This window comes from Dechloromonas sp. ZY10 (assembly GCF_041378895.1).
Lineage (GTDB): Bacteria > Pseudomonadota > Gammaproteobacteria > Burkholderiales > Rhodocyclaceae > Azonexus > Azonexus aquae.
Genome location: NZ_CP144212.1, coordinates 2,414,529 through 2,427,040 on the forward strand (window position 1 = coordinate 2,414,529; position 12,512 = coordinate 2,427,040).

A 12,512-nucleotide genomic window follows, 5' to 3' on the forward strand; every position below is an offset into this window, starting at 1 on the left:
CGCAGTCCCGCCGCTGATCCGGCGCAGGATCGGCCGATCTGGCAGGAGTATACTGGCGGCACAGGGGGTCAAGATGCGCAGCGCCATCACCAACAACACCACATCGATGCCGGAAAACCGCTTCGCCAGTTCACAATGGAGCGCCCGCATCCTCAACGCCGCCATCCTGCTGATCCTCGGCTGCGGCGGCCTGCTCTCCAGCCACTGGCTGAAAAACTATGTCACCCAGCAAAAGCTGGTCGAACTGACCCGCGCCAACCGCCAGGTCAGCGACATGGTCGGCGCCTACGCCAAGGCCCTGGAACAATCGGCGCTGACGCTGGGCAGCGACTTCGCCAGCCGCTTCCACAACCTCGAACGCCTGCCGCAGGAAACCCTGAGCAGCGGCCAACGCAATCTGCCCGCATTGCGCCAGGGGCAACATCTGCTGAACAACGACAGCCAGGCAGTCGACAACTTCTCGGCCGCCACCCAGGCCACCGCCACCCTGTTTGTCCGCAGCGGCGACGATTTTTACCGGATTGCCACCACCGTCAAGCAGCAGGACGGCAGCCGGGCACTGGGCACTGCGCTGGGCCAGGATCATCCAGGCTATCGCCAGCTGCTGCGCGGCGAGGCTTATACCGGACCGGCACTATTGTTCGGACGCCAGTTCATGACCCATTACCAGCCACTGCACAACCGTCACGGCGAGGTGATTGCGATTGCCTATATCGGAATCGACTTCACCGACGGCCTGAGCGCTCTCAAGGAACGCATGCTGGCCCTGCGAATTGGTGAAAGTGGCTACGTTTTTGCGGTCGACTATCGCTTTCAGCCCGGCCGCCTGATCGTCCACCCGGCCGGCGAGCCTCTCTACCTGCAGCAACGGGACAACCCCGAAGCCCAGCGCCTGGTCAACGAGATGTTCACCCGTGGCGACGGCATCCTGCGCTATACCTGGCGCAATACACCGCTCGGTGAAACCAGCCCGCGCGAAAAGATTCTGGTCTATTCGCGCTTCGAGCCCTGGGGCTGGATCATCGGAGCCACCGCCTACCAGGACGACATTGACCGGGAACTGCGCCCGCTGCACCTGCAACTGCTGACCATTGGCGGCCTGATCGCGGTACTGCTGCTCGCCACCTCGGCCTATGTGACCCGCCGCTTCCGCCTGGCAGAAGAACGAATCGAACATGCCTGTCTCGCCGCCGAAGCTGCCAGTCGGGCAAAAAGCGAGTTTCTCGCCAACATGAGTCACGAAATCCGCACCCCGTTGAACGGCGTGATCGGAATGACCCATCTGCTGCGCGAATCCCCACTCGACAACGAACAGGCGGAGTATGTCCAACTGATCGAGAGTAGCGGTGATGCACTGATGACGGTGATCAACGACATCCTCGATTTCTCGAAAATCGAGGCCGGCAAGCTCGATCTGGAAACCATCCGTTTCGAACTGCCGAAACTGGTCGAGTCGGTCTGCGACCTGATGGCCATCCGGGCGCACGAAAAGCAGCTTGAGCTGATCTGCGAACTGGCCCCCGAACTGCCCGAACAATTGCACGGCGACCCCGGGCGTCTGCGCCAGGTCCTGATCAACCTGCTCGGCAACGCCATCAAATTTACCGCTCGCGGCGAAGTCAGCCTGAACGTCAGCGGCCGCCCCAATCGTGATGGCCACTGGTTGCTGCGCTTCGAAATCCGCGATTCGGGAATCGGCATCGCGCCAGAACGACTGGCCGACCTCTTCTCGCCTTTTGTCCAGGCCGACAGTTCGACCACCCGACAATACGGCGGTACCGGCCTGGGCCTGTCGATCAGCAAGCGACTGGTCGAAATGATGGGCGGGGAAATCGGTGCCGACAGCCGCCTCGGCGAAGGATCGACTTTCTGGTTCACCCTGCCCTGTCCGGTGGCGAGCGCCCCCCAGGCGGCCCCACCGATAGTCGCCCACGACTGCCTCGAAGGCTGCCGCATTCTGGTTGTCGACGACAATGCCACCAACCGGCAATTGCTGCTGCGCCTGCTCGGACGCTGGGGTTGCGCGGTAAGCAGTGTCGACGGCGGCAGCGCAGCGCTCGATGAGCTGGAACGCGCCCATGCCGCCGGCAGCCCTTATGAAATCCTGCTGCTCGACATGCAAATGCCGGGCATGGACGGCGAGACCCTGGGCCGTGCTGTCCGCAGCGATGCACGCTTTGCCGCCGCACATCTGGTGATGCTGACATCGGCGGCGCTGCGCGGCGATGCGGAGCGCCTGCGCCAGGCCGGATTTGCGGCCTACCTGAGCAAACCGATCAAGGAGCAACATCTCTGGCACAGTCTGGCCAGCCTGCGCCAGCGCGTCGCCACCCCGGCCCCGACCGACCATGAACTGATCACCCGCCACAGCATTGACGAAGCCCTGCCGCGCAACGGCCGCATCCTGCTGGTCGAGGACAATCCGACCAACCAGAAGGTCGCCAGCGCCCTGCTGACCAAGTTCGGCCTGGCTGTGGATATCGCCAACAACGGCAGCGAGGCACTCGATGCGCTGGCGCAGCAAGCTTATGACTTGGTTCTGATGGATTGCCAGATGCCAGTGATGGATGGCTTCGAAGCCACCGAAAATATTCGCGGCGGCAAGCAACAGGCTGGGATTCCAATCATTGCCCTGACTGCCAACGCGATGCAGGGCGATCGCGAACGCTGCCTGGCCTGCGGCATGAACGACTATCTGGTCAAACCGCTCAACTGGCAGCAACTCAAGGCTGCCCTCGAACGTTGGCTGCCGACCGGCAACCCGCCGCCCTAAGCCATGCAGAGCCACCGGTTTCAGGCGACACCGCCGGTCGACCGCAAACTGCGCCCGACGCCCTTCACCCCCAGCCCGCGTCCGCCAATCCCTCTCCAGCCCGGGCTTGGCGTCCTCCGGCCCGCCCTGCTGCTCGGCGGAATGTTGCCAGCCGCGCTGCTGGCGGCGGCGCCCCCCTATCCACTCAGCGTCGATAACCAGCGCACTGCCCGCGGTTACCGCTTGCAGGCACGCAACCTTGGCCCGGCACCGGTATCACTCAGCCTGAGCCTGAGCGATAGCCGCAACCTGGCCAGCGAACGCAGCTTTCCGCAACTGGTCGTGGTCCCGCCCAACGGGGGCAGCGTAGACTTCGGCGAAGTTTATGCCGCGCATCCGGGCCATGCCTTTTCCTTCCGCACCCAGTATCGCTGGCTGCTCGGCGACTTCCATGCCCGCCATGCCACGGAAACCCTTTACCGCCTGCCCTGGCTGGATGGTCAGCAATTCACCCTGGGCCAGGCGCCGGGCGGACCGATCAGCACCCACACCCGCCCGGACAGCGAATACGCGGTCGACATTCCGATGCCGGAAGGCACCCCGATCGTCGCCGCGCGCGGCGGCCGGGTGATCGCCACCGAGGCTGGCGAAAGTGACGGCCGCCAGACGGCCGACATGCTCAGCCGCGCCAATCTGGTCAAAATCCTGCATGAGGATCGCAGTATCGGGGTCTACGCCCACCTGGCACCGGGCGGCGTCCGGGTCAGCAGCGGCCAGTACGTGGCTGCTGGGCAGGTAATCGGGCTGGCCGGTTCGACCGGCTACTCCAGCGGCCCGCACCTGCACTTTGCCGTCCTTGGCGTACGTCGCAACGGCGAACAACTGGAAAGCGTCTCGCTACCCTTCAATTTCCACGTCGGCAACCCGCCGCAGGTGATCGTGCCACGCTACGGACTGACCCTGACCGCCCAATACCAGCACCCGTATCAGCCAGCCGTGCCCGCCCCGGCGGCGGCCGGAACGCCGCCCAAGCCCCCCGAGAATCCGGCGACCGCTGCCCGCCAGCCTCAGCTCCGCAGCGAGCGGGACCACGCCGAGACCTGGGTAACACAACTGGCAGCACTCCCTGCCAGCGTCTGGGCCGGGCTGCTGGTCGCCCTGTCGCTGCTCTTTGCCTGGTTCAACCACCGCAACGACCGCCGTTGAAGCCGATCAGGGCGACAACGCAAATTGCCCAAAAAACCGGCAAGGCGAACAAAATTCCAGCGAATCAATGAACTGCACTGCGCACCCACATTCCATGCGCAGACTTACCCACAGCTTTTGGGGACAACCCAGCCCTTGATCCTCGATCTCAGCGCCCGAAACGCTGCTTCTGCTCAAAGGCCACCGCGCGACGCAGATAGGCGCTGAATTCTTTCATCGCCTCAGGGTGGTTGCTATAGCCCTTGTCCTGCACCTCGGCATCGACAATCGCATCGAGCCCGGCAGGCAGCGAAATGGCGGGGTAGGTTGTGCGGCGCTTGGCGATTTTCATATGCAATCCTGCTCTGGAACGAAAAAAAACGCGAACTCTACCCGCTGCGCCCCGATTCGGCTACTACCAGCCGCCGGACGGGACGGCCGAAGCAGCCGGCGAGGCTCTGCTAGACTCCGCCTTCTTCTCACCCCATCGCCCCCGCCATGCTGCCGCCCGACCTGGAAAAACAACTCGCCTTCCTCAGGGAAATCGATCGCCTCAAGAATGTTGTCCGGCTCTCACCCCTGCTCGACCGTTCACGCCGTGAAAACAGCGCCGAGCACTCCTGGCATTTGGCGCTCTACGCCGTAATCCTGCGCGATTACGCCGCAGCCCCGGTCGACCTCGCACGGGTGGTCAAGATGCTGCTGATTCACGACATTGTCGAAATCGATGCGGGCGATGTTCCTTTTCACCTGCCAGAAACCCATATTGGCCAGGCCGAACGCGAACAAGCGGCCGCCGCCCGCCTGTTCGGCCTGCTGCCCGCCGCCCAGGCTGCCGAATTGCGCGCCCTGTGGGACGAATTCGAAGCCGCTGCCAGCGCCGACGCCCAATTTGCCAAGGCGCTCGACCGCTTCCAGCCGATGCTGCATAACGCCGCAACCGGCGGCGGCACCTGGATCGAATGCGCCACCACCCTCGACCAGATCAGGCAGCGCTGCCAGCCCCCGATCGAACGCGGCGCACCGCTGCTGTGGCAGGCGGCGCTGGCGATGGCCGAAGCGCACTTTCAGGCGGCCGCTGAGGGTCGGCAAGCTTGAGAGGCACGGTCGACCAGAAAAACCGCCATTTTTGCCAGTTGACCGTGAACGCAGCCACATTGCCTAAACAATAGGCAGCACCGTGCCCAAGCCCGTGCTTAAAGGAAAGGTAGCGACCGGCCAACACGCGGCCCACAGACTTATCCACAGGAACTGGGGACGAGTCTGCGCCGGCAGCCCGGAGAACGCAGCGCTCCGGCCGCGCTGACCACGGTCAACCCCGGAAAACCACAAAAAACCCGCCGCTGCTTTGTGGCACACTGCCGCCATGCATGCTTTACCTCATCTTTCTCCCGGCGACTGGGCAGCACTACTCATTTTCTTCATCTGTTGGGGCGGTTACGCTTGGTTTGCCGAGCGCAGCCCGCACGGCGCGCGCGGCCTGACCCGGACGACGCAGTTGTACCGGCTGGACTGGGCCTACCGGATGCTGGAGCGCGAAAACCGGGTCGCCGATTCAAGCCTGATCGGCAACCTGGTAACCAGCGTCTCGTTCTACGCCAACACCACGATCTATATCATTGCCGGCCTGGTCGCCGCGCTCGGCGCCTCCGACAAGCTGATCAGCGTTACCGCCGAACTGCCCTTCGGCGGCGTCGGCAATCGCGAGCTGCTGGAGATCAAACTAATGCTGGTGCTCGCTTCGTTCGTCTTCGCCTATTTCAAATTTACCTGGTCGTTGCGCCAGTTCAACCTGCTCTCGATTCTGGTCGGTGCGGCGCCGCAGGGCCAGCCGGGCGAGCCGGGGATCGACGCCTACGCGCAGCGGGTCGCCGGGGCCAACAATTTTGCCGGCGACGATTTCAATCGCGGCATCCGCGCTTATTACTTCGGGCTGGCGGCCTCCGGCTGGCTGTTGAGTCCCTGGGTGCTGGCGGTACTCGCCTGCGTGATCCTGCTCGTGCTCTACCGCCGCGACTTCCGTTCCGAAGCGCTGGCACTGCTCCACCGCGAGGAGGCCGCCGCCCCCCGCGACGCGGCCTGAAATGCGGCAATCGCAATGAATTCGCGCCCGAGCGCCGCCGGGATTGCCTTCGGCCTCGCTGCCTACGGCATCTGGGGCTTTTTCCCGCTCTACTTCCACCAGCTGGCGGCAGTGCCGCCGCTCGACGTGCTCAGCCACCGCGCGCTGTGGGCCTGCCTGTTCGTCGCGCTGCTGCTGGTGCTGACCGGCGGCTGGCCCAAGGTGCGGGCGCTGCTCAGATCGCCGCGCCACTGCGGCCTGCTGGCGCTGGCGGCGCTGCTGGTCGGCAGCAACTGGCTGATTTTCCTGTGGGCGGTCGGACAACGGCTGGTGATCGAATCCAGCCTCGGCTATTTCCTGACCCCGCTGGTCAATGTGCTGCTCGGGCTGCTGGTGCTCAAGGAACGGCTGAGCCGCTACGAATGGATCGCGGTCGGTCTGGCGCTGGTTGCGCTGCTGCACGAAGTGCTGGTGCTCGGCAGCCTGCCCTGGGTCTCGCTGGCGCTGGCCGCAACCTTCGGCACCTACGGTCTGGTGCGCAAGCGGGTACCGGTCGAGGCGCTGCCCGGCCTGTGGCTGGAAACCCTGGCAATGCTGGCCTTCTGCCTGCCGTACACGCTGTGGCAGGCAAGCCAGGGGCACGCGGTTTTTGCCTTCGGCGCCGGGTCGACCGTGACTTTCGCCGAACAGGCCTTCCTGCTCGGCGCCGGGGTACTGACCGCCGTGCCGCTGCTGTTTTTTGCCGCCGCCACCCGCCGCCTCGATCTGGCCACCGTCGGGATGCTGATGTACATCAACCCGACGCTGCAATTTCTCACCGCCGTCGTCGTCTTCGACGAAGCCTTGCAACCGGCGCGGCTGCTCAGTTTTGCGCTGATCTGGCTGGGCCTGGCCTTCTTCAGCGTCGGCCTGTGGCAGAAGACGCGCCGCCCCCGGAACTGACATGTCTCCCCGCCTGATTTACGCCATCGTCTTCATCGAAGGTTTCTGCTCGCTCGGTGCCGAGGTGATCGCCCTGCGCCGGCTGGTGCCGCATGTCGGCAGCGCGATTGTCGTCACCGCGCCGACCATCGGTTTCTTCCTGCTCGCGCTGGCGCTCGGCTACGCCGCCGGCGGACGCATTGCCGGCGATTACCGGCGGGTGGTGCGCAACAACTTCCTGCTGGCGGCGGCGCTGGCCGGGATCGGCCTCTCCGGCCCGGCGATCGACCTCGCCTTTAGCCATTTGCAGCCGACCCCGCTCGCCTACCTCGCCTTCGTCGGCGGCGTGATGTGCCCGATTGCCTGGCTGCTCGGGCAGACGGTGCCGGTGCTGACCAACCTGCTCGCCAGCGAGCGGGTCGGCGAGGCCAGCGGCAATGCGCTGTACTGGTCCACGCTCGGTTCCTTCCTCGGTTCGCTCGGGCTGTCGCTGGGGATGATGCAGTGGCTGGGCGTTTCCTCGGCGGTGTTCGCCTGTGCCCTCGGCCTCGCCGCCGGGGCGCTGCTGCTCGCCGGCCGCGACGGCAAATTCTGGCTGCTCGCCGGGTCGACCGTGGCCGCCAGCCTGGCGATCAATCTGCAACACGCGGTCAATGCCGACACCGCCTACGCCGAATACCGGATTGCCACGGTCGACCTGCCGGGGCAGCAAAATCCGCGCGCCTTCAAGGTCAACCAGTCGGTCGCCTCGCTGCTCGACGATAGCGAGCCGCCGCGCACCACCCGCTATGTCGAGCATCTGCGCCGGGTACTGCGCGACGAACTCGGCTTCCGCGAGCGCGAGATCCTGGTTCTCGGCGCCGGCGGCTTCACGCTGTCGCTGGCCGACCCGGACAATCGCTATACCTATGTCGATATCGACCCAGCCATCCGCCGCATCGCCGAGCGCGATTTCCTCAAGCGCCCGGCCGCTGGCGAATTCATCGTCGATGATGCGCGCCGCTTCGTCGCCGCCAGCGAGCGCCGTTTCGACGCGGTGGTGGTCGATGTCTATAGCTCGCACACCTCGATTCCCAGCCACCTGGTTACCCGCGAATTCTGGGTCGGGCTGCGCCGCGTGCTGCGCGACGGCAACGGCGCGGTGCTCGCCAACCTGATCCTCGACGGCAAGCTGGAAACGCCGTTCGCCCGCAACCTGCTGGCGACCATCGAGAGCGTCTATGGCCGCTGCGCGGTCGAGGTGCTGCACAAGGGCAAGCCGCTGGCCAATGTCGAAGTACTGTGTTTTGCCAGCAGCCAGCCGGCACCGACCGGGATCTACCGCGACGAACTCAACCGCGCCGACAGCGACCGTCTGCACTGAAACGGCCGCCGCCCTGTTCGTTCAATCAGTGGGCGCCTATCCCGCCGGCGTTTTATAATTCCACCCTTGTGCGGTAACCGCCGGGCCTCCCGCCTACGCTCCCTGCACCGTCCCGTCGCGAGTCGAGGCTTGAAAAACGAAAACACCCTCCGCTGGTTGCTCCCTCTGCTGGTTGTAGTCGCCAACCTGTTTGTCATCGCACTGGTTGCCTACTCGCTGTTCGAAAGCCGCCAGCTGCAGGAACAGCGGGCCTTGGTACAGACCCAGAATCTGGCCACCATCCTGGAACAAAACCTGACCGAGAAGCTGCGCAGCATCGACCTTGCGCTGCGCAGCGGACGCGACGAATTCGAACGCCAGCAAGCCGCCGGCGGCATCGACCCGGCAGCACTCGACACCTACCTCAGCCGCCTGCAGGCCCGCCTGCCCGAACTGGACGGCCTGCGCATCACCGATGCAGCGGGCAACATCCGCTACGGTCAGGGAGTCAATCAGCACACGCTGGCCAATCTGGCCGACCGCGACTATTTCCGCTGTACCCGCGATGGCGACAAGGCCCGCCGTTGCCTCGGACAGCCGGTGATCAGCCGGGTCACCGGAAAATGGATTACCGCCCTTGCCTATCGGCTTGAAGATCGCCGGGGCAACTTTGGCGGCATGGTCTATGCCACCATCCGGATCGCGGAACTGACCCGGCTGTTTGCCGAACTGGAAATGGGTCGCCACGGCTCCCTGATTCTGCGCGACCACCAGGCCCGTCTGATCACCCGTTACCCCGAAGCAGCGGGCCCCGCCGGCGAGGTCGGCAACGCCAAGGTCTCGCCGGAATTTCGCTCCCTGCTCGGCAGTGGACAGCAAGCCGGCAGCTATAAAGCCAGCAACACTTCCGATGGCATCGCCAGAATTCACACCTTCCACCGCCTTTCGAGCGCCGACTGGATCGTCGTCGCCGGACTCGCCGAAGATGAATACCTGGCCAGCTGGCGCGACCAGCGCGACCGTTACATCGCCGTCGCGCTAATTTTTCTCGCCGCATCGCTGTTCGCCATGCGGCTGCTCGGCGACTACTGGCGGCAGCAGATCGAAAACGCCGAGCAACTGCGCCGGGCACGCGACGCCGCCGACGCGGCCAACCGGGCCAAGAGCCAGTTTCTCGCGGTGATGAGCCACGAACTGCGAACCCCCCTCAACGGCGTGCTCGGAATGGCGCAAATCCTGATGATGCCGGACATCACCGATCAGGAAAGAATCGACTACGCGCAGACCATCAACCACTCGGGGCTCAGCCTGCAAACCTTGCTCAACGACATCCTCGATCTCTCGAAAATCGAGGCCGGCCGCATGGAACTGCAGGTAGCCGATTTCCACCCCGAGCAACTGCTGCACGAAAGCGCCCAGCTCTTCGCCGATGCAGCCGGCAAGAAAGGCCTCAGCATCACGGTCGACATCGGCTCATTGCATTTTTCCAGCTATCGGGGCGATCCGTTGCGTTTGCGCCAGATCCTGATCAACCTGGTCAATAACGCAGTCAAATTTACTGAACAGGGGGGCATCCGCCTGCAGGTCTGCGACGCCCCCGCCGGCAACGGTCTGCGTTTCAGCGTCTGCGACAGCGGCATCGGCATCCCGCCGGACAAGCAGGCGGCCCTGTTCCAGCCGTTCTCGCAGGTCGACGACTCATTCACCCGCCGCTATGGCGGCACCGGCCTGGGGCTGGCAATCAGTCGCAACCTGCTGCAATTGATGGGGGGAGAGATCGAACTCGACAGCGAACCCGGACGCGGCACCTGCTTCACCTTCACCCTCCCGGCCCCGCCGGGCAATGCCAGCGCCGACCTCAGTCCGGTTTCATCGGCCCCGCCAGCGAGCGAAGCTCCGAGCCCCCCGCCAGCAGCGATCCTGCTGGTTGATGACAACCGGGTCAACCGCAAGGTGGTACGCACCCTGCTTGAAAAACATGGCTTCGCGGTCAGCGAAGCCGAAGATGGCGAACAGGCGCTGGCACAACTGGCCACCGGGCCGTTCAGCCTGGTACTGATGGATTGCCAGATGCCGGTGATGGACGGCTACAGCGCCACCCGCGCCTTGCGCCAGAGGGAAGCCACAGAACACTTGCCACACCTGCCGGTGATCGCGCTGACCGCCGCCGCCTTTGAAAACGACCGTGAACAATGCGCCGCCGCCGGGATGGATGACTTCCTCAGCAAGCCGGTCGTCGCCGAGCAGCTTTTCGCCGCGATCAAGCGCTGGCAGCGGTAGCGACCGGGCTCAGGCCCGGCGCAAAGCCATGTGTGAAACGATCATTTGCCCGATATTGGTGGCCAGGTTTTCTTCCAGCCTGCACTCCAGCGCCAGATGCAACAGGCCGCTGGTGAAGGCCCAGGTGTCGCGGGCCGCAGCAAATGGATCAAGACCGGCGCGCAAGGTACGCCGCTCGGCGGCGCGCACATACATGCGCTCGATCTTGGCCAGAAAATCGATCGCCGGACGATTGACCTCTTCCTGAACCCCGGCAAACTCCTGCACATATTCACAGCGCAGGATCATGATTTCGAAAACCTCGCGCACCACCGCGCAATCGTCGAGAACCCGGAAAAATTCCTGCAGCGAAGCCTGGATGGCATCGAGCGGATCGCCGTAAGCCTCAGAAAACAGGATTGAATCGGTGCGTTCGAGCAAGGGCACGAAGATGTCCTCGCGCACGGCGAAAAACAACTCGGCCTTGTCCTTGAAGTGCCAGTATACGGCCCCGCGGGTAACACCAGCCTCCTGCGCGATCTTCTCCAGCGTCGAACGGCTGACGCCGCAACGGTGAAAGACCGCACGCGCGGCATCGACAATCTGTTTGCGGGTTTTTTCCGCTTCTTCGCGGGTTTTCCTGACCAAGATAATTCCTTTTCGCGGGAACGTCCCGAGTTCGGCGCGCATCTTAAACGAACTTGTTACGCTTTGAAACAACAAACATACATCCTTGTATGTTTATAATAGGCGCAATATTTCTCCCCGGAGTTCGTCCATGCCCCCCTTTTCCTCCGTCCGTCCGCCCTTCCTTCATCTAGCCACGGCGCTGGTGCTGAGCAGCGCCCTGCTCGCTGGCTGCGGCCAGTCGCAGGCACCTGCCGGCAAGCCGCCGCAGGGCCCGCTACCGGTCAGCATCGTCAAGGTGGAAAGCCAGCGGCTGCCGACCTGGATCGAAGTCATGGCCCAGACCGAAGGCGCCCGCGAGAGCGAAGTGCGGGCCCGTGTCGGTGGCATCCTGGTCAAGCGCCTGTATCAGGAAGGCGACCCGGTCAAGGCTGGGCAAGCGCTGTTTCAGATTGATCGCGCCCCCTACGAAATCGCGCTCGAACAGGCCAGGGCCCGCGCCGACCAGACCCGCCGCGAAGCCAGCCGGCTCAAGGGGCTGGCCGAGGCCAAGGCGATCAGCCAGAAGGAATACGACGATGCGGTTTCGGCCGATGCCCAGGCACAGGCCGCGCTCAAGCAAGCCGAACTGAACCTGGCCTGGACCACGGTCACCGCCCCGGTGGCCGGCACCAGCGGCCGCGCCGTTCGCTCCGAAGGCAACCTGATCGGCACCGGCAGCGCCGACAGCCTGCTCACCTCGGTGTATCAGAGCAACCCGATCTGGGTCCGCTTCAGTCTCGGCGACAGCGACCTCGCCCGCCTGCCCGCCCGCCGGGTCACCAACAAGGACGTGAAAAAGGTCGAACTGGTGCTGGCCGATGGCAGTGTTTATGAACAGCCGGGCAAGCTCAACTTCCTGGCCTCGAACATCGACACCACGCTCGGCACCCAGCAATTGCGCGCCGAATTCGCCAACCCCGAACAGCGCCTGCTGCCTGGCCAGTTCGTCCGCATCCGCCTGGTCACCGGCGAGCGCGACGGCCTCTTCCTGGTGCCGCAGGCGGCGGTGATCCAGACCGACCGGGGCGCGCTGGTGATGACCATCGATGGCGAAGGCAAGGTGGCGCCGCGCCCGGTGCAGACTGGCGAATGGCAGGGCAAGGACTGGATCATCCTCGGCGGCCTGAAGAACGGCGACCAGGTGATCACCGACAACCTGATGAAGCTCAAGCCGGGCATGCCGGTCGCGGCCAAGGACGCAGTACCTGCCGGTCAGGCACCGGCTGCCGCCGGCGGTGAGCCGGGCAAGGCAAGCGCCAAGTCCGGAGAAGGCGCCAGCCAGCCGACCGGTGACAAGCCGGGCGCAAAGCAGGGCTAAGGAG

At 64.5% G+C, this 12,512-nt stretch carries 10 protein-coding genes; 8 read left to right on the forward strand and 2 right to left on the reverse strand.

The window, feature by feature from the left end; all coding sequences use genetic code 11:
* Nucleotides 1-73: 73 nt before the first annotated feature.
* Nucleotides 74-2,773 (forward strand): Cache 3/Cache 2 fusion domain-containing protein, encoded by a 2,700-nt coding sequence (locus tag VX159_RS10955; RefSeq protein ID WP_371322924.1) that lies wholly within the window; start codon nucleotides 74-76, stop codon nucleotides 2,771-2,773.
* A 3-nt stretch (nucleotides 2,774-2,776) separates the two neighbouring features.
* Nucleotides 2,777-3,958, forward strand: coding sequence for a M23 family metallopeptidase (locus VX159_RS10960; protein WP_371322925.1), 1,182 nt, complete (start codon nucleotides 2,777-2,779; stop codon nucleotides 3,956-3,958).
* Between the two features lie 148 nt (nucleotides 3,959-4,106).
* Here VX159_RS10960 and VX159_RS10965 read toward each other — a convergent pair whose 3' ends face one another.
* Nucleotides 4,107-4,289, reverse strand: coding sequence for a hypothetical protein (locus VX159_RS10965; RefSeq protein ID WP_371322926.1), 183 nt, complete (start codon nucleotides 4,287-4,289; stop codon nucleotides 4,107-4,109).
* Between the two features lie 146 nt (nucleotides 4,290-4,435).
* On the opposite strand from VX159_RS10965, the gene VX159_RS10970 reads away from it, so the two are divergent.
* From VX159_RS10970 to VX159_RS10990, 5 genes are all read left to right on the forward strand, one after another.
* Complete coding sequence (locus tag VX159_RS10970; protein ID WP_371322927.1) at nucleotides 4,436-5,035, forward strand: HD family hydrolase; 600 nt, start codon at nucleotides 4,436-4,438, stop codon at nucleotides 5,033-5,035.
* Nucleotides 5,036-5,303: 268 nt separating this feature from the next.
* On the forward strand, nucleotides 5,304-6,020 hold the full coding sequence (locus tag VX159_RS10975) for a DUF599 domain-containing protein (protein WP_371322928.1): 717 nt from the start codon (nucleotides 5,304-5,306) through the stop codon (nucleotides 6,018-6,020).
* A gap of 15 nt (nucleotides 6,021-6,035) precedes the next feature.
* On the forward strand, nucleotides 6,036-6,941 hold the full coding sequence (rarD, locus tag VX159_RS10980; protein WP_371322929.1) for an EamA family transporter RarD: 906 nt from the start codon (nucleotides 6,036-6,038) through the stop codon (nucleotides 6,939-6,941).
* A 1-nt stretch (nucleotide 6,942) separates the two neighbouring features.
* Nucleotides 6,943-8,283 (forward strand): fused MFS/spermidine synthase, encoded by a 1,341-nt coding sequence (locus VX159_RS10985; RefSeq protein ID WP_371322930.1) that lies wholly within the window; start codon nucleotides 6,943-6,945, stop codon nucleotides 8,281-8,283.
* Nucleotides 8,284-8,412: 129 nt separating this feature from the next.
* A complete protein-coding gene (locus VX159_RS10990) occupies nucleotides 8,413-10,542 on the forward strand; it encodes an ATP-binding protein (RefSeq protein WP_371322931.1) in 2,130 nt (709 codons plus the stop codon).
* 9 nt (nucleotides 10,543-10,551) lie between these two features.
* Here the strand turns inward: VX159_RS10990 and VX159_RS10995 are convergent, their stop codons facing one another.
* Nucleotides 10,552-11,169 carry a TetR family transcriptional regulator gene (locus VX159_RS10995; protein WP_371322932.1) on the reverse strand — a complete coding sequence of 206 codons (618 nt, stop codon included), beginning with the start codon at nucleotides 11,167-11,169 and terminating at the stop codon, nucleotides 10,552-10,554.
* Between the two features lie 130 nt (nucleotides 11,170-11,299).
* On the opposite strand from VX159_RS10995, the gene VX159_RS11000 reads away from it, so the two are divergent.
* Nucleotides 11,300-12,508, forward strand: a complete 1,209-nt coding sequence (locus VX159_RS11000) for an efflux RND transporter periplasmic adaptor subunit (RefSeq protein ID WP_371322933.1) — start codon at nucleotides 11,300-11,302, stop codon at nucleotides 12,506-12,508.
* Nucleotides 12,509-12,512 lie beyond the last annotated feature (4 nt).